Origin of the sequence: Rheinheimera sp. (assembly GCF_037442525.1) — a bacterium.
Classification (GTDB): domain Bacteria; phylum Pseudomonadota; class Gammaproteobacteria; order Enterobacterales; family Alteromonadaceae; genus Pararheinheimera.
In genome coordinates this window covers 1-23,601 of record NZ_JBBIQD010000016.1, presented here as the reverse complement: position 1 = coordinate 23,601, position 23,601 = coordinate 1, and the positions used below count along the sequence as shown (strand labels likewise).

Below are 23,601 nucleotides of genomic sequence, written 5' to 3'. Positions count from 1 at the left end.
TCAGAGCTCCAGCTGTGAGGCCGGTTTTGGCCGGGCAAACAAATAACCCTGGCCTAAATCGCAACCGGCCTGCAGCAGAAACTCCAGTTGCTGCGGCGTTTCAATTCCTTCCGCCACCACCTGCAGCCCCAGAGCTTTCGCCATGGCCAGTATGGCACTGGTGATCTGGCAATCATTAAGATCCTCTGGCAGAGCACGGATAAAGCTGCGGTCTATTTTGATGCTGTCGATTGGCAAATGGCGTAAATAAGACAAGGACGAATAGCCGGTGCCAAAGTCATCAATGGCAATGCGGATCCCCATTTGCCGCAGAGCGCTGAGCAAGAGTAAGGTCTGTTCTGCCTGCTCGGGCACCAGACAGCTTTCGGTGATTTCCAGCTCCAGCTGACCGGGCGCAATGTTATAGCGCTTCAGTAACTCCCGCACCATAGGCAGAAAGCTGCTGGCACTCAGTTCTTTGGCCGAAATATTGACCGCAACCCGGCAGTGTTTTGACCACAGTGTCAGTTGAGCGCACACTTGCTCCAGCACATAAGCACCCAGTTGTTGGATCAGGCCGAGGTTTTCCGCCACCGGAATAAATAAATCGGGCTGGACTGTTCCGCGCTGCGGATCTGTCCAGCGCACCAGTGCCTCCAGACTGTCGGTGCTGCCGTCGGCCAGACGGATTTTCGGCTGATAATGCACCTCCAGCCGTTGTTCGGCCATGGCGCGGCGCAGCGCCTGTTCCAGTTCCAGCGCTTCGCGGTGGCGCTGGCCCAGGCTGTGGTGGTAAAAAGCGTAGTGGTTACGGCCGGATGATTTGGCCTGGTACATGGCGACGTCGGCGCAGCGCAACAATTCATCGGCGCTGTCGGCGTCTTGTGGGTAAAATGCAATGCCAATGCTGGTGGTCAGCACCAGTTCCTGGTCGCCGATTAAAAAAGGCAGACTGAATTGCTGCACAATGCGGCGGGCCAGTTGTTCGGTATCCTGCACTGAGCTGCACTCTGGCATCAGCAGGGTAAATTCATCACCGCCCAGCCGGGCGACAGATTCGCCGGTCCGTACAACCTGGCCCAGGCGTTTGCCGACCTGGATCAGTACCTGGTCGCCCGCCTGATGCCCCAGCGTGTCGTTGATGCGTTTAAACAAGTCCAGATCAAGGAAAAGCACGGCTAATAAATGCTGGTGCCGTTTGGCATTGGCCAGGCTGAGTTCGAGCCGGTCGTGAAATAAACGCCGGTTGGCCAGCCCGGTCATTTCATCAAAAAAGGCCAGCTGATGGATTTTTTCTTCGCGCTTTTTCCGCTCTGTCATATCCGAGAAGATGGCGGCGTATTGGCTGACCATGCCGTCCTCGCTGCGAATGGCACTGATCGACAGCCATTCCGGATAGACTTCACCGTTTTTGCGTTTATTGTAAATTTCGCCCTGCCAGTGGCCCTGTTGCTGCAACTGCTGCCACATCTGTTGGTAGAAGCTGTTGTTGTGCAAACCCGAGCTCAGTAATCTGGGCGTCTGGCCCAGTGCGTCACTGACGCTGTAGCCGGTTAACTGACAAAAGGCCGGATTGACCGACTGGATCACCCCATGCCGGTCCGTGATCATAATGGCGTCCTTGGACGCTTCAATCACCTGATAGGCCAGTTTCAGGTGTTCGGCGGAACTTCGCAGTGCCAGATTATGTGCTTCCAGCGCCGCCCGCAGTTCGCGAATGTACAGGTGTTCCATATTCAGCAATAAGTGGCTGTAAGACAGCAGACCGCAGAGCTGGCCACCCGACGAGGTGACCCCCAGGTGGCGGTAGCCATTGTGTTCCAGCGTTTGTACCGCCTGCATCAGGCTGGTATGGGCAGGTAAAGTCAACAGCGGGAAGCTGGCCACTTGCTCCAGATTCAGTCGGGTGCGTTTGGCGGCAATTAACCGGACCAGATCGCGTTCTGTCACTATGCCGTAGTCACCCGTTTCGAGCTGCACCAGCACAGCGTCAGTACGGCTTTCGGCCATGGCATAGGCGGCGGTAGACAAGCTCTGATGCCCTTGCAGTACTAAAGGCGCTTCATTGAGCAAAGAGGCGATATCCCGCAGTACCAGATAATGCTCCAGCTGCTGTTGTCGGATCAGGTCAGTCTGGGTCAGGATCCCTAAGGCCTGTTGTTGCTCATCCAGCACCAGTAATCGGCGGACCCCAGAGCCTTTCATCAGCTCTGTCGCGTCGGCTGCGCTTGCCATATGACTGATGGTCAGCACCGGGTGGCTCATCACCTGACTGATTGGAAGGTCCAGGCTATCGGAGTCGCTGCACAGCAGTTTTTTGCTGTCGGACTCAGTCCAGATCCCAATAATCTTGTGCTGATGCTCCACCAGCACGCAGCTGATATTCCGACTGGCCATAATGCAGGCGACTTGCTGCACCGACTGGTCTGGCGGGCAACAAACCAGGGCCTGTTGGCTGAGCAATTCAGCTAAAGGTTGGCTGGAGCTGAGCTGGGTCAGATCCGGGGGCAGGGTGACTGGCATAACGATCCTGTGGCATCTGGCGTTTAAGCCTGTCAGGTCCGCATCAGTGGGGAGCCGACTGGCTTTTGTGCGTATTCAGTGCGCACAGACTACCGGATTTTTTGCAACAGGCTTTGATCTGAAACAAGCTCAGAGTTGTCGATGCGCCGCTGTCAACCCGCATTAACCATAGGTGTGGTGCTGTGCTGCTTTTACACTGGTATTACGGCCAGCCCCTTTGGCCTGATACATGGCTTGGTCGGCCAGCGTTAACAGCTGGTCGACGGACAGATCCGGATCGGCCCAGATATGACCAAGGCTGGCGGAGAGTTGCAGTTCTTGCTGCTGCCATTGCAGTGGTGATTGCCCGATAGCCAGACAGACCCGCTCTGCCACGGCGGCCACATAGGCTTCTGCACAATCTGGCAGCACCAGTAAAAACTCTTCTCCGCCGTAACGGCTCAGAATGTCGTTGGGTCGCACAGACTGGCGTAAGGTCCTGGCACACTGCAATAACGCGGCGTCACCAGCGTCGTGGCCATAGCTGTCGTTGATTTGTTTAAAGTGGTCCAGGTCGAGCAGGATCAAGCCATAAGGAATTTGTTGTTTTTGCAGATCGTCGTGACACTGATGCAGCTTTTTCAGTACAGCCCGGCGGTTGTACAGGCCTGTTAACTGATCATGTTCTGCCATTAAGCGGATTTTAGCGACCAGCCGGGCTAAAGCGCCGCCAAAGACGGTCGCATTGACCGCCAGCACCAACACCACATAAGTCCAGAGCATCGGCAGGCCTTGTTCTGAACTGTGGCTGAGGACTCCTTGGTGCTCAGCCGGCAGCACCACTAACGCTATGGCTCTGGCCACAAACAGCAGCGCGGTGAGTAGCAGTGGCAGCGCCATCAGGCTGGCCGCCAGGCTGTTGAAATTCTGGCGAATGGCAATAAATTTATTGCGGCTGGCCTGACCCAATAAATAGCTGGCCATCAGACAAAACAGCACCCCTAATTCAGTGTTGATAGAGGTGGACAAATACATGGACAGCATCAAGGCGGCACAGCCTGCCAACAACAGGCTGTCCAGCCGCGTGGTGGACTCTTGTTTAAATAAGTGCTGAATACCCCAGCCCAAAAATGCAAAACTGGCCAGGATTAACAGATCAGACGCCAGCCAGATGGCCCAATAGGAGTGCGTCTGCCCCAACAACAGCAGAAACACGCCCACAGCTAACAGCAGATTGGTGATAAAAAAGCGGCCACTGGCTTTGGGAGCGACACGCAACGGGCTGGTCATCAGGGCCCAGGCCACTCCTGCGACTATAGCCAGCAGAAAGATAAACCAAATCAATAATTGTGCTTGTGGGTTTGGGGTCATAACAACACATCAGTGTGCTTTTCCCCTGCGGGCCTGCCAGGGAGCAAAGCGATTAATTTTGCAGTCTGAATCCCTGGACGCTGCAACAATCAGCCGTTTTGTGTACGAAAAACGGCCGCGTATCATAACAAAGTGTGTTAACCGAAACAGCAGTTTTTTGTGCTGAGGTCTGACTTCTTTAATAAACGGCTGAAACTGAATAATTTATTTTTGTTGAACGTAATAACTGACCTGGGCTCTTGGGTTCAGGTAGCTGAAAACTTCTGGTGGCAGGCTTTTGGCCCGCAAGGCTTTTTCAATTTTCAGTCCGTCCGCTGCCAGCGTAATCACTGGTGCTTCCAGCCGGGGCACGTCCGGGTCATAAATCAGAATGTTGGGGTAGAGCATGGCCTCTTCGTTGACCGACAGGACTATGCCAATGCGCTGATCGCTCAGTTGCACCACTGTGCCTGGCGGGTAGATACCCATCATTTTAATCAGCAGTTTCATTTCGACATCACCCAGTTTGCCTTTCATGCTTTTGTACATCACCGACAGTGCATGGTGCGGCGAACGGGCTTTAGTGGGGTCTACCGGGTGGCAGAGGTTATCAAATTCGTTCACTACGGCCACCACCTGGGCCAGTTTGTCTATTTGTCCGGCTTTTAAGCCGGCCGGATAACCCGAGCCGTCCAGGTATTCATGATGCTGCTCGACTATAGCTTTGGCGGCTTCAGGAAACTGCTCACTGAGTTTCAGTAACTCCAGCCCCAGTTTGCCATGCAGTTTCAGAAAGTTTTGTTCAGGAGCTGTCAGCTCTGTGGTTTTACGCAGGATCTGTGCTGGTACTTTCAGTTTGCCTATGTCATGGAACAAGGCTCCCAACCCGACCAGTTTGATTTGCTCGGCGCTGAACTTCAGTTGCTTGGCCAGCATCATCGACAAAATAGAAACGTTCAGTGCGTGGTAATACAGCCCTTCCTGCTCTTTACCGGCCTGAGAGATCAGGTGCAATACCAGAGCGTCAGCACCTAAAATAGTGTCGGCCAGCTGGCCCACCAGCATATCGGCGTCCTGAATCGCATTGAGCGGGCGGCTGCCAATCTGGCTCATCAGCTGCCTCACCTGCACCACCGACCGGGCAAAAGCTTTTTCGGTTTTCTGCAGTTCACGGCGCTGGGCTTTGGCCTGTTCAATGCGGCGCATTTTTTCATGCTGCATTTCGGTTTTGGCCTGAATATCTGCCATATCCAGCGCGGGGCTGTCAGATGGTTCTTCTGGAGCATCCAGGGGCACAGTGCTGCGTTCAGGGTAAAAATACACATAGTCCAAATCCAGCGACTGAATAATGCGCACCTGCTGCTGGTTTTCCACCACCAGCTTATTGGTCAGAAAGGGGTGTTTCATCCAGCCGACTGGTAATTTGATGGCATAACCGACTTTGACATCGGCCGGGCTGATTTTGACTGGCAATTCAATAAGCTCCAAAGCAGTAGTGGTGAAAGCGCTTTAGCTGCATTTTACTCTCTGCCGCAATAAATTACAGTTTTTATCAAATGAAAGCTGGGATCTCTGCCTCAGAAAACGGGCTGTATTGCTATTTAATAGTGCAATGCCTATGATTTTCCTGTTTTTTACAAAAAGCTAATGAAATCTGGTCTTTATTCCACTTTGGCATTGAAAATCAGATATTATAACTATTATTGTAGTAGTAATTGTGCTCAGGCTGAGCAAAGTGCGCAGGGGAACTCCATGGCCAATCAGTTAAAAAGCCGGCCTCAAAGTATTCATGGTTGGGTGGCTGAAGAATTAGGTACCCGCATTGTCAGCGGTGTTTATGCGCCCGGAGAATACATTCCGAATGAAACCAGCATAGGTGAAGAGCTGGGTGTGTCCCGCACTGCGCTGCGCGAGGCCTTTAAGATCCTGACCTCCAAAGGGTTATTGGAATCCAGACCCAAACTTGGCACCCGCATTCGCCCACGCAAACACTGGAATATGTTCGACAGTGAAATTTTAAGCTGGTGTTTTGAATCCAAGCCGTCGCCACAGTTTTTTATCTCGTTATTTGAAATTCGCGAAATTTTTGAACCGGCTGCCGCTGAACTGGCCGCCCGGAACCGCACCGAGGAACAGGTGCTGGTGCTGGCGAGAGCCTATGAAGCCATGGAGCAGGCTGAGCTTGGCACGGATGCGGTGTTTTCCAGTGACCTGGAATTTCATATGGCGGTACTGGATGCGACCAACAATGAGTTTATGATTTCCTTGGGCATGACCATTCAGACTGCCCTGATGGGCTTGTTCCGCTTAAGCAGCTCCATCAGCGAAGAATACACAGATTCATTACCAGGTCACAAAGGCGTGTATCAGGCGATTGCGGCCGGAGATGCCACCAAAGCCAAACTGGAAATGTTCCAGTTATTGGCCAAATCGAAAGAAAACCTGGAATACGCTTTAAAGAACCTGGCGCGACAGGATTAGAAGGCAGTCAGGTCTGGTATTTTGCATGGCAACACAAAATACCAGACCAGCCCCCCATAGAAGTTATAGCGTCTTGACGGTACGAATGGGGCGCAGCTCCTGACCCAGACTGTTTTGCAGCGGTGCGCCAAAAGCCGCTGATTCAATTTCAAAGACATCGCCAGGCAGAGTCTCAATACCATCCCCAAAACTTAAGGTGGCGGTGCCAAAGTAATGCAAGTGGCCGTCGCCCGGGCGGCAGAACAAGGGGTATTTAAAGTGGTGATGTTCCAGGTTGGCCACGCTGTGGGACATATTGTCTTCACCGCTGACAAAGGCCTTTTGCCACAACAGCTCGCTATTGCGGTAAATCCGCGAGACGCCTTCAATATGAGCGGGCAGCTCACCCAGCAATAATTCCGGACCAAAAGAGCAGGGACGTAACTTCGAATGCGCCAGGTACAGGTAATTCAGCCGTTCGGTTTTATGGTCTGAAAACTCATTACCCAACGCAAAACCAATACGCCAGGGTTGACCTTCGGCGTCATTGAGATAAACCCCGACAATTTCCGGCTCTTCGCCACCATCAAGCGCAAAAACAGGAGACGGCAGCGCAGCACCGGGGGGGACCACTATGCTGCCATCCCCTTTATAAAACCATTCCGGCTGCACGCCAACCTGGCCTGCGTCCGGCTTGCCACCTTCGACCCCCAATTTGAACATCTTCATGGTGTCGGTCAGTTCGGCCTGGGTTTTACCGCTGGTCTGAGCGTGCATATTGGCGCGGGTGTCGGCACTGCCCAGGTGAGTCAGCCCTGTGCCTGTCACCAGTAAATGGGCCGGATCCGGATGATCAAAAGGTGTCAGCAAGCGGCCCTGGCTGCGAATGGCGGCATAGTCCGCTGTTTCACTGCTCAGCAACTGGCTGACCAGGGCCTGAATTGGGGTTTGAGTGTTCAGGGCCTGTTGGGCCAACTGATAGACAGTGTTGACACCGCTAAGCAGCTGCACTTGTTGTCTGGAATTGACTAACGCGACAGCCCGGCTGCCTGCGCTGGTCAGAAATTGGATCAGTCGCATCTTCGTCCTCACACTAAATATTTGTATTACAATAAGATTAATATGGGGCTGTTTGGTTGCACTGTCAAGGGGCAAAAGCCCAGACTCAGTGCAACCAGACAAAGGCCTGGCTCAGGGAATGGCATCCAGCCCTTCGCTGGTCATCACAATGCGTTTCATACTGCCATCGGCGTTGTAATACAAAGGTTCAACAGCCAGGCTGCGGCGAAACTCGCCACCATCTGGCTGTGCTGCGCCATTGTGATAAAAGAAATAATCTTTGCCTTTAAATTCAATAATGGCCTGATGATTGGTCGGTGAATTTCCGGCCACTTCATTCAGAATGCCACGGTACTGCCATGGTCCATGAATCGACTTGCTGGTGGCATAGACAATTTTCTCCGGAAAGCCGGACGCATAAGACAGGTAATACATGTCGGCTTTTTTATGCACCCAGATGGCTTCGGTAAAATTCGGTAAATCCAGTTTCTGAATGGGGCCATCCAGCTCCGTCATACTGGCTTTGAGTTTGGCATAACGCGGTTTGGTATTGCCCCAGAACAAATAGGCCTGGCCGTCATCGTCAATAAACACCGAGGGGTCTATATCGTCCCAGTCAATTTCCGTGTCTGTGGTCATATCGTTGGTGATAAGGGCGCTGCCCCGTGCATCTTTAAAGGGCCCGATCGGCGAATCGCCCACAGCCACACCTATCGCAAAACCATTGATGCTGGCGTGGCGCACTGTGACGTACCAGTAAAACTTACCGCCTTTTTCAATCACCTGCGACGCCCAGGCATCCCCTTTGGCCCAGCTGAAATCTTTGGCTTTCAATAAAGGACCATGCCGTTGCCAGCTTTTTAAGTCTTTGCTGGAAAAACCAAGCCAGTGGTTCATCACGAAAAAGGTTTTGTTGTCTTTGGCCTCATCCTGGCCAGCGTACAGGTAGAGGGTATCCCCGACCACTAAAGCGGCCGGGTCGGCGGTGCGCACTTCCGGGAACAACGGGTTGGCAGCCATCAGGCTTGTGCTGGTCAGCAGTAATACCGTAATAGCGAGATGTTTTTTCATCATTTTCCCCTGTCGAGATTTCACATAAATTATCTTATAGTATGAGTAATTTAACCAAAACAGCTCGACTGTGCAAAAGTTGCACAACAGCAGGGCAAAGAAAAAATTCAATTAAATCAGTGTGTAAATCAATGTTCCGCACTGCTTTGGTGAAAATTTTTCTGCAGGGGCCTTGCTGAGTTCCGCTGTCTTGATGTATTAGTAATACAATATTATTTTATTAGTTGCTAGTGGATTCAGCTATGGCCAATGACGATAAGAAAAAAGTGCAGCTCCGTTCTGCCAGCTGGTTTGGAACCAACGATAAAAACGGTTTTATGTATCGCAGCTGGATGAAAAACCAGGGCATTCCGGATCACCACTTTCAGGGCAAACCTGTGATTGGCATCTGCAACACCTGGTCTGAACTGACGCCCTGTAATGCGCATTTCCGTCAGATTGCTGAGCGGGTAAAAAACGGTATTCGCGAAGCCGGTGGGATCCCGGTGGAATTCCCGGTGTTTTCCAACGGTGAGTCCAATCTGCGTCCAACCGCTATGCTGACCCGTAACCTGGCGGCTATGGATACCGAAGAAGCCATTCGTGGCAACCCTATTGATGGGGTGGTGCTGCTGGTGGGCTGCGATAAAACCACCCCTGCACTGCTGATGGGGGCCGCCAGCTGCGACCTGCCGACCATTGTGGTCACAGGTGGCCCTATGCTGAACGGCAAGCACCATGGCCAGGATGTCGGTTCTGGCACCCTGGTGTGGCAGGCGCATGAAGAATACAAAGCCGGCCGTATTTCGCTGGACGAATTTATGGCGATGGAAGGCAGCATGTCGCGCTCAAGCGGTACCTGTAACACCATGGGCACCGCATCCACTATGGCCTGTATGGCTGAATCGCTCGGCACCAGTCTGCCGCACAATGCCGCCATTCCGGCTGTGGATGCACGCCGTTATGTGCTGGCGCATTTATCTGGCATGCGCATTGTCGATATGGTGCATGAAGACTTAAAACTGTCGAAAGTACTGACCCGCGACGCCTTTATTAACGCCATTCGTACCAATGCAGCCATTGGCGGCTCCACCAATGCGGTGATTCATCTGAAAGCCATTGCTGGCCGTATCGGTGTGGACTTGTCGCTGGACGACTGGAACCACGGCAAAGTGGTGCCGACTCTGGTCAACCTGCAGCCATCAGGCAAATACCTGATGGAAGAATTTTATTACTCAGGTGGTTTGCCGGCTGTGCTGCGCCGCCTGGGCGAAAACGACTGGCTGAATAAAGACGCGCTGACGGTCAATGGCCGCAGTATCTGGGACAATGTCAAAGAAGCGGCTTGTTACAACGATGATGTGATTCGCCCTGTGGACAACCCGCTGGTGGCCAGTGGTGGCATTTGTGTGCTGCGCGGGAATCTGGCGCCACGCGGTGCTGTACTCAAGCCTTCTGCCGCCACTCCGGCTTTGCTGAAACACCGTGGCCGGGCTGTGGTGTTTGAAAACTTCGACCATTACAAACAGCGGGTCAATGACCCGGAGCTGGATATTGATGCCAGCTGTGTGATGGTGCTGAAAAACTGTGGTCCTAAGGGCTACCCAGGCATGGCCGAAGTCGGCAATATGGGCTTACCGCCTAAGTTATTGAAACAAGGCGTCAAAGACATGGTGCGTATTTCAGATGCACGTATGAGCGGCACCGCCTTTGGCACTGTGGTGCTGCATGTGACCCCTGAAGCCATGGAGCTGGGGCCCTTGGCCGCGGTGCAGGACGGCGACTTTATTCAGCTGGACGCTCACAACGGCATTCTGCAACTGGAAGTGTCGGATGAGGAACTGGCGGCGCGACTGGAAAAACTGAAAGCCAGCCAGGTGATTTTCCGCACCGGCGGTTACCTGGAAATGTACCGTGAGCGGGTGTTGCAGGCTGACGAAGGCTGTGATTTTGATTTCCTGGTCGGCTGTCGCGGCGCGGCAGTGCCGGCTCACTCGCACTAGGTCTGGCACAGATTTGTAAGGTTTAGGCAAGGCTCTTCAGAGGCCGGGCCTGTGGGTGGTGCCAGCCTGACCGGTTATTTTGTACGAGGCAAAACAATGAATTTAACCAATAACTACCCCAGTCTGGCCGGTAAAACAGTGTTTATTACCGGCGGCGGCTCTGGCATAGGTGCGGCGTTGGTTGAAGCCTTTGTCGCACAACAGGCCAAAGTGGCTTTTGTCGATATTCTTCAAGCTGAATCGGATGCGCTGGTGCAAAAGCTGCTGGTGCAGCACCCACAGGCGGAGCTGAAGTTTTATCTCTGTGATTTGCTGGATATTGCCGCCTTAAAAGCTGTGATAGCTCAGGTCCGGACCGATTTGGGCCCTATTGGCGTGCTGGTCAATAACGCCGCCAGCGATACCCGGCACGATTTTCGTGAAGTGACTCCTGAGTACTGGGATCAGCGTATCAATGTGAACTTGCGGCATAAATTCTTTGCCATTCAGGCCGTGTACCCTCACATGCTGGAGTTGGGGGGCGGCTCCATTATCAACTTTGGCTCGATGAGCTGGCATGAAAGCCAGGGCGGTATGCCGGGTTACACCAGCTCCAAAGCAGCAGTCCTGGGTTTAACCCGAGGCCTTGCCCGCGATCTGGGGGGGGACAATATCCGGGTCAATGCGCTGACGCCGGGCTGGGTGATGACAGAGCGGCAACTGACGCATTGGGTCAACGAAGAAACCGCCAAAGATATTGAAAAGAACCAATGCCTGAAACAGCGGCTGATGCCGGAGCATATTGCCGCTATGGCGTTGTTTCTGGCGTCGGATGACAGTGCCATGTGTTCGGCGCAGGATTTTATCGTGGATGGTGGCTGGATTTAAACCAGCTTCAGGGGCCCTGCTGGTCCCCATCTTTTTTGTTTTTAGCGAGTGTTGCAGGGGGAAAACATGGCAATCAGCGGTAAACAGTTAATTAGCGGGCAGTGGATACAGGGTGACGCTGGCAGTTATCAGGCGATAAACCCTGCCACAGCACAGGCGCTGGAACCCGTGATGAGTTATGCCAGCAAAGCTCAGGTGGCGGCAGCTGTGGCGGCAGCCGAAGCTGCAGCGCCTGTGTTTGCCGCCACGTCGCTCTCGGAGCGGGCTGCATTTTTACACCTTTGTGCCGATGAAATTATGGCGCTCGGCGATGAACTGCTGGAACGCCTGTCGCTGGAAACTGGCTATCCGAAAGCGCGGGCCGAAGGCGAACGCGCCCGCACCTGCAATCAATTGCGTTTATTCGCAAGCTCCATTGTCAAAGGCGAGTACTTGAATATCCGTATCGATACCGCATTGCCGGATCGTCAACCCTTGCCGCGGCCAGACATTCGTTTTACCAATCAGCCGATTGGCCCTGTGGTGGTGTTTGGCGCCAGTAATTTCCCGTTAGCCTTTTCGGTGGCTGGCGGGGACACTGCTGCCGCATTGGCCGCAGGCTGTCCTGTGCTGGTCAAAGGCCATAACAGCCACCCAGGTACGTCCGAATTGGTGGCGCAGGCGCTGGCGACTGCGGTGCAAAAAGCCGGTTTACCTGGTGGGGTGTTTTCGCTGATTATGGGCTCGGGCCGTGAGGTGGGGGCAGAGCTGGTGCAGGCTCCTGCCGTCAAAGCTGTGGGCTTTACCGGTTCGCAAGCCGGTGGTATGGCACTGTTCCATTTAGCCAACAGCCGGCCTGAACCTATTCCGGTGTTTGCTGAAATGGGCAGCGTCAATCCTGTGGTATTGTTACCGGAAGCGCTGTCGGCCAATGCTCAGGGTATTGCCACGGGTTTTGTTGGTTCCCTGACGTTGGGGGTGGGGCAGTTTTGTGTGAATCCAGGGGTGGTGATCGCATTGCAAAGCCCTGCGCTGGATCGTTTTTGCAGCGCAGCCAGCGACGCCTTGGCCAAAGTGCCGGCCGGTGTGATGCTCAATGAAGGCATTGCGGCGGCCTACCACCAAGGTACAGCCCATCTGGCGGAGCAAAGCGGCGTAGAACTGCTCGCGTCGGGTGAAGCTGTGGGCGACAAAGCAGGCTTCTGCTCGCAGGCTCAACTGTTTAAAGTGCAGGCGCAAACTTTTTTGACCAACCCGCATTTGCAGGAAGAAGTCTTTGGCCATGCCTCTGTACTGGTGGTCTGTCAGGATAAAACGGAATTACTGCAGGTGGTCAGTAACCTGAAAGGTCAGCTGACCGGCACTATTCAGGCGGCGCCAGGCGAGCTGGCTGCTTACCCGGAACTGGTGCAGCTGCTGCGGCAGAAAGTCGGCCGCTTAGTGGTGAACAACTACCCGACAGGCGTGGAAGTCTGTGACGCCATGATGCATGGCGGTCCTTTCCCGGCAGCCACTGACGCACGTTTTACCTCTGTCGGTACCGCCTCTATTGCCCGTTTTGTCCGGCCTGTCTGTTTTCAGAACTTCCCGGCTGAGCTGTTACCTCCCGAGTTGCAAAACAGCAACCCATGGCAGTTGCCACGCCTGGTGAATGGCGTGAAAACCAGCGCAGCTGTAGAGGGCTAAGCATGAGCTTTTGTCTGAGTACCGAAACTATCGCAGTGCCGGCCCTTGAACAGGCGCTGCAGTTGGTTTGGGTGGAGACACCGGCAGGTTACCGTTTTGGTTTTTCCAACCTGGGCGCTGGCTTCTGGTCGGCACAAATGCCGTCATTTGATGGCAACAGCAAAGTTGAGTTGCTGCAGAACTACCAGAACCTGGCTGATTTTGCGCACAATCCGTATTTTTTGGCCGTCTGTATTGGCAGGGTGGCCAATCGTATCCGTCAGGCGCGTTACCCGTCCGACGCTGGTTTTGTTGAGCTTTCCGCCAATGAGGGCAGCAAACAGCTGCATGGCGGGCCCCAAGGTTTTGGCAGCCGTTTCTGGCAATGCAGCACACAAGTGTTGGAAGAGGCTGTTGTCGTCGGATACCGGCTGCACAGTCCGGAGGGGGATCAGGGCTACCCAGGTGCTGTCGATGTCACTGTGCAGTACAAGGTGCTGGCCACTGAAGTACAGCTGTGCTTCAGTGCCGTCAGCAACATGGATACGCCGGTCAGTTTAACCAACCATGCCTATTGGACTTTGTCCGGCATCGGGGGGCAAAGTATCCTGAACCAGCAGTTGTGGCTGGCTGCCTCATATTATCTGGTGCTGGACAATGAGCAGTTGCCGACAGGTGAAGTGCGGGCTGTCAGTGATGTGATGGATTTTCGGCTCAGCAAAACCATAGGGCAGGACTTGGGTCTGTTGCCTGGTGGTTATGATCATTATTTTGTGCTCGACAGCGGACGCAATCCGGAGTTACCCGCTGCGGTAGTGCGTGACCCGAAATCCGGCCGTACCTTGCAGCTGTATACCGACCAGCCAGGTATTCAGTTTTACAGTGGTAATTTCCTGGATGGCCGTCTGCGCGGTCAGAATGGCGAATTTATTCAACAATATGCGGCTTTATGCCTGGAACCTCATGGGTACCCGGATGCCCCCAATCGGCCGGAGTTTCCTTCGGTGCTGCTGCGGGCAGGCGAGACGTATCAGCATGTAACGAGGTTTTGTCTGGGTTACAGCTAAGCTGCTGAATCACTAACCAGCGGAGCCGCCATAATCACACTTACAGGCTCCGTCTTGAACAGGGGAGACTGTGATGAATTTTAAATTAGCATTAAGCGCTCTGGCGCTGACTGTCTATTCTGCCAGTGCGCTGGCCACCACTGTTGGCTTTGCCCAGGTGGGATCTGAAAGCGGCTGGCGGACCCAGTTTTCTGAATCGGTCAAAGCCGAAGCCAGCAAACGGGGTATCGAGCTGAAGTTTGCCGACGCCCAACAAAAGCAGGAAAACCAAATTAAAGCGGTGCGCAGTTTTATCGCACAGCGGGTGGATGCCATTTTGTTGGCTCCAGTGGTCGAAACCGGCTGGATGCCGGTGCTGCGCGAAGCCAAACGGGCCCGTATTCCGGTGATTATTCTCGACCGTAACGTAGCGCTGAATGACGACTCTTTGTATGTCACCCGCATTGCGTCGGACTTTACCGAAGAAGGTCGTATTGCTGCGCGCTGGCTGATGCAGCAAAGTAAAGGCCAGTGCAACATTATTGAGTTGCAGGGCACAGTCGGTGCTACAGCTGCGATTGACCGCGCCAAAGGTTTTAACGAGGTGCTGGCGCAGTACCCTCAGTCAAAAATTGTGCGCAGCCAGACGGCGGAATTTACCCGCGCCAAAGGCAAAGAAGTGATGGAGTCCTTGCTGAAAGCTGAAAATGGCGGCAAAGGCATTTGTGCCCTGTGGGCCCATAACGATGAAATGGCCTTGGGGGCCATTCAGGCCATTAAAGAAGCAGGTCTGGTACCGGGCAAAGAGATACTGGTCGTGTCGGTCGATGGGGTGCCGGACTACTTTAAAGCCATGGCCGATGGTGACGCCAATGCCACAGTCGAGCTGAACCCGCATTTGGGGGGGCCGGCCTTTGATGTGGTGAGCAAAGTGCTGGAGGGCGACACCCGCATTCCTAAACTTATCCGCACCACTGGTGGCCTGTTCACCCAGGAAACAGCGGCCGCTGAATATGAAAAACGCCGGTTAAACTAAGGAGGCTGCAATGAGTCAGCCTCTGCTGGAACTCACCGCTATCTGCAAAAGTTTCCCTGGTGTTAAAGCCTTGCAAGGCGCTGGCCTGCGGCTCTTTGCCGGTGAAGCTCATGCGCTTTTGGGCGAAAATGGCGCCGGTAAATCGACCCTGGTCAAAGTGATGACAGGGGTGTATCGGCCGGAGAGCGGTACTCTGCATTTTGACGGCCACAGCTGCAAATTTGCCACTCCTCTGGATGCACAGCAGGCTGGTATTGCCACTGTGTACCAGGAAGTGAATTTATTGCCGAATTTGTCGGTGGCCCATAACCTGTATTTAGGGGCAGAACCCAAACGCTGGGGCCTGATAGACCACAAACAAATGGCCGCGCAGGCGCGTGATTTGTTGCAAAGTTTTGCGCTTGATATTGATGTGACGAAACCTCTGGCCTGCTACTCGATGGCGGTGCAGCAACTGGTGGCGATAGCCCGTGGTGTGGCGCAAAAGGCGAGGGTCCTGGTGCTGGATGAACCCACCGCCAGTCTGGATGCCGGTGAAGTGCAGCGGCTGTTTTGTCTGTTGGAGCAGTTGAAACAGCAGGGGGTCGCAATTCTGTTTATCACCCATTTCCTCGACCAGGTGTACCGGCTTTGTGAGCGCATAACAGTACTGCGTAATGGCGCTTTGGTCGGTGAATACCGGACGGCTGACCTGCCACGGGCAGACTTAATTGCCGCTATGCTGGGGCGCGAGCTGGTCCCCCACCAAACCTGCACCGCCAAAGAAAAAACCAGTCTGGATGTACCTTTGCTGCAAACCCGGCAGGCCTGTGTTTTGGCGTCAGTGCAGCAACTTGACCTGGAGTTACCCAAAGGCCAGGCGGTCGGGCTGGCGGGTTTGCTGGGGTCGGGCCGCACTGAAGTCTGTCGCCTTTTATTCGGCCTGGACCCGTTGGCACAAGGCCACATGTACTGGAAGGGCCAGCCACTGCAGTTAAAACAACCGGCTGATGCGATTGCTGCCGGTATTGCACTCTGCCCAGAGGATCGGAAGACCGAAGGTATTATTGCGCCTTTGTCGATTCGGGAAAATATTCAGCTGGCGTTGCAGGCCAAACAGGGCTGGTGGCGTCCTATCCGTCAACAAAAAGCGCAGCAGCTGGCAGAGTTTTATATCGACAAACTGCAGATTGCCACGCCGGATGCTGACAAGCCGATAGGCCAGCTCAGCGGTGGCAATCAACAAAAGGTCATTCTGGCTCGTTGGCTGGCGGTGCAGCCGGAGCTCTTGTTACTGGACGAACCGACCCGTGGCATTGACATTGGCGCTCACGCCGAAATTCTGCAGCTTATTCATCAGCTTTGTGAGCAGGGCATGTCCCTGCTGGTGACGTCCTCAGAGCTGGACGAGCTGGTGGCTTTTGCGCATCAGGTGGTGGTCATGCGTGACCGGCAAAAAGTCGCAGAGCTGACCGCGGAGCAAATTCGTCCTGACGCCATTATGGCGGCAATAGCTGGCACCGTGACGCCTGCGTCAGGGCAGGGAGTGCGGGCATGAGCCACGGAGACTACACAATGAATGAGGTGAAGCAGTCCAATACGCTGGATGCTGCCAAAGTGGCGCGTTACAGCAAAGGCCAGGCTGGCAGCCGCTGGCAGCAGTCGTTGTGGCCTTTGGTGGCGCTGGGGCTGTTGCTGCTGGTGAATCTGTTGCTGGACCCCGGCTTTTTCAGCCTGCAGTGGCAGGACGGCCGCTTGTACGGCCCGCTGATTGATATTGTGAACCGCGCCGCGCCTGTGGCGTTGCTGGCGCTGGGTATGAGCCTGGTCATAGCCACTGGCGGCATTGATTTGTCGGTGGGCGCTGTGATGGCGATATGTGGTGCTGTTTGTGCCAATCTGCTGCTTGCCAGCGGTTGGCCCTTGCCGCTGGTGTTGCTGGCGGCGCTGGCGACGGGTTTGCTGTGCGGTGCACTGAATGGCGTGCTGGTGGCGTATCTGGGGATTCAGCCTATTGTGGCGACCTTGCTGTTGATGGTGGCCGGCCGTGGGGTGGCTCAGCTGCTGAATCAGGGCCAGATTGTCACTTTTCAGAACCCGGATTTTGCCGCGCTGGGCACAGGGGACTGGCTCGGTTTACCCCTGCCTGTCTGGCTGGTGCTGTTGATGTTGCTGGTGCTGCAAGGGTTGACCCGCAAAACCGCCCTGGGGTTGTTTATTGAAGCCGTAGGCTGCAACAGCAAAGCCAGCCGCTATATGGGCCTGCCGGATCGGCAAATCAAACTGATGGTCTACTTGCTGGCAGGGGCCTGTGCTGCTGTGGCTGGCGTGGTGGCCACCGCCGATATTCAGGGTTCAGACGCCAACAACGCCGGTTTATGGCTGGAGCTGGACGCTATACTGGCGGTGGTGATTGGTGGTGCAGCGCTGACGGGGGGCCGCTTCAGCTTGCCGCTGGCGGTGTTGGGGGCTGTGATTATTCAGTGTCTGAGCACCACCATTATTGTCAGTGGTCTACCCGCCAAATTTAACCTGCTGATTAAAGCGCTGGTGATTTTGGCGGTGCTGATGCTGCAATCAGCTTTATTCCGCGCTCAGCTCCGTGCCCTGACTGGCCGCTTCAAAGCCAAAGGAGCCTTGTGATGACCTCCCGTTATTTGCCTTTGTATGTCAGCTCCGTACTGTTGCTGCTGTTGTTTGTGCTGGGCGCGGTGCAGTTTGACGGTTTTGCCAGTCTGGCGGTGCTGACCAATCTGGTCAGCGATAACGCCTTTTTACTGGTGACAGCCCTTGGTATGACGCTGGTGATTTTATCCGGCGGTATTGATTTATCGGTCGGTTCCGTAATTGCGTTAGCCGGTGTGGCGGCGGCCTTGCTGATAGGCCCGCTGGGCTGGCATCCGCTGCTGGCCTTTGCGGTTATTTTGCCGGTCGCAGCGCTCTTTGGCGCCGCTATGGGCGCATTGATCCACTATTACCAGCTGCAGCCTTTTATTGTCACTTTGGCGGGAATGTTTCTGGCCCGTGGTATCGCGACTTTATTGAGTGAAGAGTCGGTGGCGATTGAGCACCCCTTTTACGATCAGCTGTCTGAATTTGGCCTGAGTCTGCCCGATGGCGGCTGGTTAGGGGCTAGTTCCCTGCTGGCGCTGCTGCTGGTGTTGTTGGTGGCATTGCTGGCACATCACAGCCAGTTTGGGGGCCGTGTTTATGCGCTCGGCGGCAATGCGCAATCGGCGGCGCTGATGGGCGTGCCTGTGGCCCGCACCACTATTCAGCTTTATGCCTTGTCCAGTTTATTGGCGGCAACAGCAGGTTTGCTGTTAAGTCTGTACACCTATTCGGGGTATGCGCTCTCCGCAGTGGGCACCGAACTGGATGCGATAGCTGCTGTGGTGATTGGCGGTACTTTATTAAGTGGCGGCGTCGGTTTTGTGCTGGGTACAGTGCTTGGTGTACTGCTGATGGGCCTGATCCAGACCTACATTACCTTTGATGGCAGTTTAAGCAGCTGGTGGAGCAAAATTGTGATTGGTCTGCTGCTGTTTGGTTTTATTGCACTGCAAAAGGTGTTACAGCGGGGTAAAACCCATGGCTGAGCTGAAGTTAATCGCCAGTTTTGCGTTGGGCAACCTGCTGGGGGAAGCGGTGGTCTGGCATGATGCCAGTCAAAGCCTGTGGTGGACAGATATTCATGGCAAAGCACTGTACCAGTTAAGCTGGCCCTCGCAGCAAGTGGATAAATTTGAACTGGACGAGCGTATCAGCTGTTTTGCCCATCTGCCTGAAAACGACAGCCTGGCTGCCGAGTTTCCGCTGTTGGTGGCTTTTGCCAGTGGCTTTGCGCTGTATAACCCCCAGACGAAACAGCGTTGTTGGCTGGCCAGGCCCGAACTGGGCTTGCCTGGCAACCGAATGAACGATGGCCGGGTGGATCGGCAGGGCCGTTTTTGGGCCGGCACTATGGTAGAGCAGGATCAGGGCCAGCGTGGTTCTTTGTATTGCTTAACCCAGACCGGAGCCCGCGCCGTACTGACAGATTTAGCCATTCCCAACGCCTTATGCTGGAGCCCGGACAGCCGTGTGATGTACCACGGCGATTCACCGACAGGCACCATTCGTCGTTATCAGTTTGACGCGGCGTCAGGGGCTGTAACCGATGGCGAACTCTTTGCTCAAGTGCCACAGGGCGAGCCGGACGGTGCAGTGATAGACGCTGAAGGCAACCTCTGGGTCGCACTTTGGGGTGGTGGCGCTTTGGCGCAGTACCGTAGCAGTGGTGAGCTGCTGGCACTGCACCCATTGCCGGTGTCGCAGCCGACCTGCCTGGCCTTTGGCGGGCCAGAACTGGATTTACTATTTGTCACCAGTGCCACTGTTGGCCTGAGCGAAGCACAGCGTGCGGCAGAGCCTTTGGCCGGGGCTTTGTTGGTGTATCAGAGCCAAAGCCAGGGCGTGCCTGAAGCGACATTGCAGTCACTGCATTGGCAGAAGCTAATGGCCCAGATGGAGGGCACTGCCAATGCGTAAGTTATTTGCAGGGCTGATTGCAGTGTTGATGTTTGACAGTGTTTTAGCCCAAACCGCTGATGCGCCCGTGCTGATCCCAAACCGTGCTGACCCTTGGGTGTACCGTGAGGCTGGGGATTCCTATTACTTTACCGCCTCAGTGCCGGAATTTGACCGGATTGAGCTGCGCCATGCCAGCTCAGTCTTGGGTCTGGCGCAGGCGATACCGCAGGTGGTGTGGCGGAAAAAAGCCAAAGGGCCTATGAGCCTGAATATCTGGGCACCTGAGCTGCACCGGATAGACGGGGCTTGGTATATTTACTTTGCTGCTGGCGAGGTGGATAAACCTTTTCATATTCGTACCTATGTACTGAAAAATACCTCCGCCAGCCCACTGCAAGGCCAGTGGACTGAGTTGGGGCTGTTGCAGCTGCCCTGGGACAGTTTTAACCTGGACGCTACATTGTTTAAGCATCAGGGCCAGCAGTATCTGGTGTGGGCGCAGCAGGATAAATTAAAAAGCTACAACAGCGCGCTGTGGATAGCCCGGTTGAAAAGCCCAACTGAACTGGCAACACAACCTGTGCTGTTGACCGAACCTTTGCTTGACTGGGAACGTATAGGCTACAAGGTCAATGAAGGCCCGGCGGTGCTGCAAAGCCACGGCAAGGTGTTTATCAGCTATTCCGCCAGCGCCACAGACCACCACTATGCGATGGGGTTATTAACGGCCCCGGCTGATGCTGACCTGCTCGACCCGGCGAGTTGGCACAAGGCAGCAGAGCCGGTGTTTTACAGTAATGCTGATCTAAAACGTTTTGGCCCAGGCCATAACAGCTTTGTGCTGGATAAAAACGGTCAGCACTGGCTAATGCTGTACCACGCCCGCAATTACAAAGAGATCCAAGGCAACCCGCTCGCTGACGGCAACCGCCATACCCGGCTGCGCCAGTTACCCATTTCCGCCCAAGGCGAATTGCAGTTTGGTCAGCAGTTACCCGACCAGTGGGACGAGTAGCTGTGTAAACCTCGATTTTTCAACGAACGGTAGGGGCGTACCTTGGTGCGCCCTTTTTGGCTTTGCAACTGGTAGTAGTAGGTTCGGAGGTTGCGGGAAAGGCAAAGCTCTCGCAGACCCGCCGTAAGCCTGTTGCTCGGAGAGAAAATTCCTCAATCTCCTCTCGTAGGGTCTGCGGAGTTTTCAGCCTTTTCTCGTTTAACTGCGTTTGATATTTCAGGATTGAAGGGCTTTGTCTAGCATCCTAATCAGATCTGTGTTGTTTGATATCTTCAATAACCTGACGAGATTTGCAGACAAACCGAAGTTCATTACCGAACCATCACTATTGGTTACATCAGCATTTTCTTTACTTACACTTATAGCCATAGCGCATAGCAGTTCACTCGCTATCTGGGATGACATCGTTAGCAGTAGAACTTCGTGAAGTTCAGGGGAGAATTCATACTGTTTAGATATGGTATACATTCCGGAGTTCTGGGCCTACATTGGGCGTGGAGGCTAATTGTGGATCTGATTTGGGTTTAACATAGAGTGCCCATAGTGTTTAGAAGATCAAATAATGAGCTCAGTAGAACAGTTTCAGCCAAAGCGAGGAAAGGTATAGTCCTAAGCAGACCGTGTGAGGCATGGATGCCGAACACGAGCCCCCATGGATGGGTTCACGGCGGGTCTGTGTGGGCTATATCTTTTCCGCTGCCTACAGGCTAACTAAGTGCAAAGGGCAGCTACAACTGCCCTGATTAAGGCTCTATCGTGCTACCTTCAACCCCGCTTTAACGACGCCATATCAATTACAAAACGGTACTTTACATCGCTTTTTAGCATAGGTTCGCAGGCGTGGTTGATGTCCTGAATTTGGATCACTTCCACATCCGAGACGATATTGTGCTGGCCGCAAAAATCCAGCATCTCTTGTGTCTCGGCAATACCGCCAATCAAAGAACCGGCGACCGATTTACGCTGCAGCACCATAGGTGTTGGGTTTAGCCAATGTGATAGGGCGGCCAAGGATCGAACACTCTAGATTTTTATTAAAATAGTATTGTAATACAAATAAGTTGATCTAATACTTACCCTGATTCTAATTGCAGGCTGCAACATAGCGGCCGCGTCTTTGAAAACGACAGGGGATAAGTATGAAGACGAAGTTCCAACCTTTGGTGCTGGCGGTCAGCGCCTGCCTGTTTATCGGCTGTGGCGGCGGTGGTGGCAGCTCCACGACCACAACAGGGGGCGGCACAGGCGGCACGCCAACCACGCCGACTACACCCACCACTCCCACAGCGCCAGCAGATGCTCCCAGCTTTACCGAAGTCTCTGTGCATGACCCGTCTGTGCTGAAAGTCGGCTCAGAGTTTTATATTTTTGGCTCCCACCTGGCGGCCGCAAAATCCTCGGATCTGATGAAGTGGACCAAAGTGGCCGATGGCGTCACCAATGCCAACCCGCTGATCAGCAATGTGCTGACCGAATTAAAAGAAACCTTTGATTGGGCAGAAGCCAGCACCTTATGGGCGACTGATGTTATTCAACTGGCGGACGGCAAGTTTTATATGTACTACAACGCCTGCAAAGGCGATTCGCCGCGCTCTGCCTTGGGTGTGGCCGTGGCCGATTCAGTGGAAGGACCGTATAAAAACAAACAGATTTTGCTGAAATCCGGCATGTGGGGCGAAGCCAGCCCGGATGGCACTGTCTATGACGCGCAGAAACACCCCAATGTGGTGGACCCGGATGTGTTTTTCGATAAAAACGGCCGGCTCTGGATGCTGTATGGTTCCTACTCGGGTGGCCTGTTTATTCTGGAGCTGGACAAAACCTCAGGCTTACCGCTGCCGGAGCAAGGGTACGGCAAGCATCTGATGGGCGGTAACCACAGCCGGATAGAAGGCGGTTATGTGCTGTACAGCCCGGACACTGATTACTACTACCTCTTTGTCTCCTTTGGTGGACTGGATGCGGCCGGGGGCTACAATATCCGCGTTTCTCGCTCCAGTAACCCGGAAGGGCCCTATTTTGATGCGCTGGGCAACGATATGGCGTCGGTGAAATCCGACCCGGCAAAAACCTTGTTTGATGATGCCAGTATTGCGCCTTATGCTGAAAAACTGATGGGGAACCACCAGTTTACTGCGCTGACCGGCGAAACAACGGCGCCTGGTTATGTGTCTCCTGGCCATAACTCGGCCTGGTACGACGAAACGAAAAAGCAGTACTTCCTGATTTTTCACAGTCGTTTTCCAGGCCGGGGCGAGCAGCATGAAGTGCGGGTGCATCAAATGTTTATCAATAGTGAAGGCTGGCCTGTGGTAGCACCTCTGCGTTATGCGCCTCCGGCAGACAGCAGTGTGGCTGCCAGCGCAGTGGCTGGCACCTATCAGCTGATTGATCACGGCAAAGATATTTCTGCCACAGTCAAAACCGCCAGTACCGTCACCTTAACAGCGGACGGCAAAGTGAGCGGCAGCCAGACCGGCAGCTGGGTGCTGGAGGCCAATCAGCAACTAAAACTGGTGCTGGACGGTGCAGGGCAGTTTGATGGGGTCGTCTCAAAACAATGGCACCAGGGCCGCAGCAACTGGGCTGTGACCTTTTCGGTATTGTCTGATCAGGGCCGCAGTCTGTGGGCGGTGAAAAACCCTTAAAATCTTAGAGAACAAAAGGTACTCGCTGCGCCTAAAGGATCGTTAGATGGTTTGGGTGCGGCGGAAAAGGCAAAGCCCACGCAGACACGCCGTGAATACGCTCCCTGTAGGCTCCTGTTCGGCATCCATGCCTCACAGGGTCTGCTTAGTTCTTTGCCTTCCCTCGCTTTGGATAGCGCAGTGGATGTAAGTGGGAAAGCACAAAAGAAAAAACCCAGCCAAAGGCTGGGTTCTTAATGATGGCAGGGGTGCAGGGATTCGAACCCCAGAATGGCGGGATCAAAACCCGCTGCCTTACCGCTTGGCTACACCCCTACAGTAACTAGGTGACTAACTTGTATGATGTGATGACCATACTGCCACTTAATTAAATGGCAGGGGTGCAGGGATTCGAACCCCAGAATGGCGGGATCAAAACCCGCTGCCTTACCGCTTGGCTACACCCCTACAG

Annotated in this window: 18 protein-coding genes and 2 tRNA genes; 12 read left to right on the top strand and 8 right to left on the bottom strand. The window is 54.2% G+C overall.

Annotated features, from left to right (window positions below; genetic code table 11):
* The 3 genes from WKJ03_RS16765 to WKJ03_RS16755 all read right to left on the bottom strand — a co-directional run bounded on the left by WKJ03_RS16765 (window position 1) and on the right by WKJ03_RS16755 (window position 5,304).
* Entirely contained in the window at window positions 1–2,502 is a 2,502-nt protein-coding gene (locus tag WKJ03_RS16765; RefSeq protein WP_337843389.1) for an EAL domain-containing protein, read from the bottom strand.
* Window positions 2,503–2,664: 162 nt separating this feature from the next.
* The gene (locus WKJ03_RS16760) at window positions 2,665–3,852 is read right to left on the bottom strand and encodes a GGDEF domain-containing protein (RefSeq protein ID WP_337843388.1); all 1,188 of its coding nucleotides are present in this window, start codon (window positions 3,850–3,852) and stop codon (window positions 2,665–2,667) included.
* A 204-nt stretch (window positions 3,853–4,056) separates the two neighbouring features.
* Window positions 4,057–5,304 (bottom strand): DUF3391 domain-containing protein, encoded by a 1,248-nt coding sequence (locus WKJ03_RS16755; protein ID WP_337843387.1) that lies wholly within the window; start codon window positions 5,302–5,304, stop codon window positions 4,057–4,059.
* Between the two features lie 279 nt (window positions 5,305–5,583).
* On the opposite strand from WKJ03_RS16755, the gene WKJ03_RS16750 reads away from it, so the two are divergent.
* A complete protein-coding gene (locus WKJ03_RS16750) occupies window positions 5,584–6,312 on the top strand; it encodes a FadR/GntR family transcriptional regulator (RefSeq protein WP_337843386.1) in 729 nt (242 codons plus the stop codon).
* Between the two features lie 63 nt (window positions 6,313–6,375).
* Here the strand turns inward: WKJ03_RS16750 and araD1 are convergent, their stop codons facing one another.
* Both araD1 and WKJ03_RS16740 read right to left on the bottom strand, forming a co-directional pair.
* A complete protein-coding gene (araD1, locus tag WKJ03_RS16745) occupies window positions 6,376–7,371 on the bottom strand; it encodes an AraD1 family protein (protein ID WP_337843385.1) in 996 nt (331 codons plus the stop codon).
* Between the two features lie 111 nt (window positions 7,372–7,482).
* Window positions 7,483–8,421 (bottom strand): glycoside hydrolase family 43 protein, encoded by a 939-nt coding sequence (locus WKJ03_RS16740; protein ID WP_337843384.1) that lies wholly within the window; start codon window positions 8,419–8,421, stop codon window positions 7,483–7,485.
* Between the two features lie 242 nt (window positions 8,422–8,663).
* Between WKJ03_RS16740 and WKJ03_RS16735 the strand changes: the two genes are divergently transcribed.
* The 10 genes from WKJ03_RS16735 to WKJ03_RS16690 all read left to right on the top strand — a co-directional run bounded on the left by WKJ03_RS16735 (window position 8,664) and on the right by WKJ03_RS16690 (window position 20,502).
* On the top strand, window positions 8,664–10,403 hold the full coding sequence (locus WKJ03_RS16735; RefSeq protein WP_337843383.1) for an IlvD/Edd family dehydratase: 1,740 nt from the start codon (window positions 8,664–8,666) through the stop codon (window positions 10,401–10,403).
* Window positions 10,404–10,499: 96 nt separating this feature from the next.
* Window positions 10,500–11,270, top strand: coding sequence for an SDR family oxidoreductase (locus tag WKJ03_RS16730; protein ID WP_337843382.1), 771 nt, complete (start codon window positions 10,500–10,502; stop codon window positions 11,268–11,270).
* A gap of 66 nt (window positions 11,271–11,336) precedes the next feature.
* Entirely contained in the window at window positions 11,337–12,935 is a 1,599-nt protein-coding gene (locus tag WKJ03_RS16725; RefSeq protein ID WP_337843381.1) for an aldehyde dehydrogenase (NADP(+)), read from the top strand.
* A 2-nt stretch (window positions 12,936–12,937) separates the two neighbouring features.
* A complete protein-coding gene (locus WKJ03_RS16720) occupies window positions 12,938–13,981 on the top strand; it encodes an aldose epimerase family protein (RefSeq protein ID WP_337843380.1) in 1,044 nt (347 codons plus the stop codon).
* A gap of 73 nt (window positions 13,982–14,054) precedes the next feature.
* Window positions 14,055–14,996, top strand: a complete 942-nt coding sequence (locus WKJ03_RS16715; protein WP_337843379.1) for an ABC transporter substrate-binding protein — start codon at window positions 14,055–14,057, stop codon at window positions 14,994–14,996.
* A 10-nt stretch (window positions 14,997–15,006) separates the two neighbouring features.
* Window positions 15,007–16,533, top strand: a complete 1,527-nt coding sequence (locus tag WKJ03_RS16710; RefSeq protein WP_337843378.1) for a sugar ABC transporter ATP-binding protein — start codon at window positions 15,007–15,009, stop codon at window positions 16,531–16,533.
* 17 nt (window positions 16,534–16,550) lie between these two features.
* Window positions 16,551–17,618, top strand: coding sequence for an ABC transporter permease (locus WKJ03_RS16705; protein WP_337843377.1), 1,068 nt, complete (start codon window positions 16,551–16,553; stop codon window positions 17,616–17,618).
* On the top strand, window positions 17,618–18,574 hold the full coding sequence (gene yjfF, locus WKJ03_RS16700; protein ID WP_337843376.1) for a galactofuranose ABC transporter, permease protein YjfF: 957 nt from the start codon (window positions 17,618–17,620) through the stop codon (window positions 18,572–18,574). Before WKJ03_RS16705 ends, yjfF begins: the two co-directional genes overlap by 1 nt.
* On the top strand, window positions 18,567–19,505 hold the full coding sequence (locus WKJ03_RS16695; RefSeq protein WP_337843375.1) for an SMP-30/gluconolactonase/LRE family protein: 939 nt from the start codon (window positions 18,567–18,569) through the stop codon (window positions 19,503–19,505). The genes yjfF and WKJ03_RS16695 overlap by 8 nt, the downstream gene beginning before the upstream one ends.
* Window positions 19,498–20,502 (top strand): family 43 glycosylhydrolase, encoded by a 1,005-nt coding sequence (locus tag WKJ03_RS16690; RefSeq protein WP_337843374.1) that lies wholly within the window; start codon window positions 19,498–19,500, stop codon window positions 20,500–20,502. The genes WKJ03_RS16695 and WKJ03_RS16690 overlap by 8 nt, the downstream gene beginning before the upstream one ends.
* Window positions 20,503–21,267: 765 nt before the next feature.
* Here the strand turns inward: WKJ03_RS16690 and WKJ03_RS16685 are convergent.
* Window positions 21,268–21,513 carry a hypothetical protein gene (locus WKJ03_RS16685; RefSeq protein WP_337843373.1) on the bottom strand — a complete coding sequence of 82 codons (246 nt, stop codon included), beginning with the start codon at window positions 21,511–21,513 and terminating at the stop codon, window positions 21,268–21,270.
* A gap of 128 nt (window positions 21,514–21,641) precedes the next feature.
* Here WKJ03_RS16685 and WKJ03_RS16680 point away from each other — a divergent pair, with 128 nt between their 5' ends.
* A complete protein-coding gene (locus WKJ03_RS16680) occupies window positions 21,642–23,150 on the top strand; it encodes a glycoside hydrolase family 43 protein (RefSeq protein ID WP_337843372.1) in 1,509 nt (502 codons plus the stop codon).
* A gap of 240 nt (window positions 23,151–23,390) precedes the next feature.
* Here WKJ03_RS16680 and WKJ03_RS16675 read toward each other — a convergent pair.
* Window positions 23,391–23,465 (bottom strand) — tRNA-Gln (locus WKJ03_RS16675).
* Window positions 23,466–23,522: 57 nt separating this feature from the next.
* A tRNA-Gln gene (locus WKJ03_RS16670) sits at window positions 23,523–23,597 on the bottom strand.
* Between the last annotated feature and the right edge of the window lie 4 nt (window positions 23,598–23,601).

Bases quoted from the DNA above. Each gene is read 5' to 3' on its own strand.
- WKJ03_RS16725 (WP_337843381.1), top strand. From the start codon at position 11,337: ATGGCAATCAGCGGTAAACAGTTAATTAGCGGGCAGTGGATACAGGGT.
- yjfF (WP_337843376.1), top strand. From the start codon at position 17,618: ATGACCTCCCGTTATTTGCCTTTGTATGTCAGCTCCGTACTGTTGCTG.
- WKJ03_RS16740 (WP_337843384.1), bottom strand. From the start codon at position 8,421: ATGAAAAAACATCTCGCTATTACGGTATTACTGCTGACCAGCACAAGC.
- araD1 (WP_337843385.1), bottom strand. From the start codon at position 7,371: ATGCGACTGATCCAATTTCTGACCAGCGCAGGCAGCCGGGCTGTCGCG.
- WKJ03_RS16695 (WP_337843375.1), top strand. From the start codon at position 18,567: ATGGCTGAGCTGAAGTTAATCGCCAGTTTTGCGTTGGGCAACCTGCTG.
- WKJ03_RS16705 (WP_337843377.1), top strand. From the start codon at position 16,551: ATGAATGAGGTGAAGCAGTCCAATACGCTGGATGCTGCCAAAGTGGCG.
- WKJ03_RS16730 (WP_337843382.1), top strand. From the start codon at position 10,500: ATGAATTTAACCAATAACTACCCCAGTCTGGCCGGTAAAACAGTGTTT.
- WKJ03_RS16750 (WP_337843386.1), top strand. From the start codon at position 5,584: ATGGCCAATCAGTTAAAAAGCCGGCCTCAAAGTATTCATGGTTGGGTG.
- WKJ03_RS16760 (WP_337843388.1), bottom strand. From the start codon at position 3,852: ATGACCCCAAACCCACAAGCACAATTATTGATTTGGTTTATCTTTCTG.
- WKJ03_RS16765 (WP_337843389.1), bottom strand. From the start codon at position 2,502: ATGCCAGTCACCCTGCCCCCGGATCTGACCCAGCTCAGCTCCAGCCAA.
- WKJ03_RS16735 (WP_337843383.1), top strand. From the start codon at position 8,664: ATGGCCAATGACGATAAGAAAAAAGTGCAGCTCCGTTCTGCCAGCTGG.
- WKJ03_RS16690 (WP_337843374.1), top strand. From the start codon at position 19,498: ATGCGTAAGTTATTTGCAGGGCTGATTGCAGTGTTGATGTTTGACAGT.
- WKJ03_RS16720 (WP_337843380.1), top strand. From the start codon at position 12,938: ATGAGCTTTTGTCTGAGTACCGAAACTATCGCAGTGCCGGCCCTTGAA.
- WKJ03_RS16680 (WP_337843372.1), top strand. From the start codon at position 21,642: ATGAAGACGAAGTTCCAACCTTTGGTGCTGGCGGTCAGCGCCTGCCTG.
- WKJ03_RS16710 (WP_337843378.1), top strand. From the start codon at position 15,007: ATGAGTCAGCCTCTGCTGGAACTCACCGCTATCTGCAAAAGTTTCCCT.
- WKJ03_RS16715 (WP_337843379.1), top strand. From the start codon at position 14,055: ATGAATTTTAAATTAGCATTAAGCGCTCTGGCGCTGACTGTCTATTCT.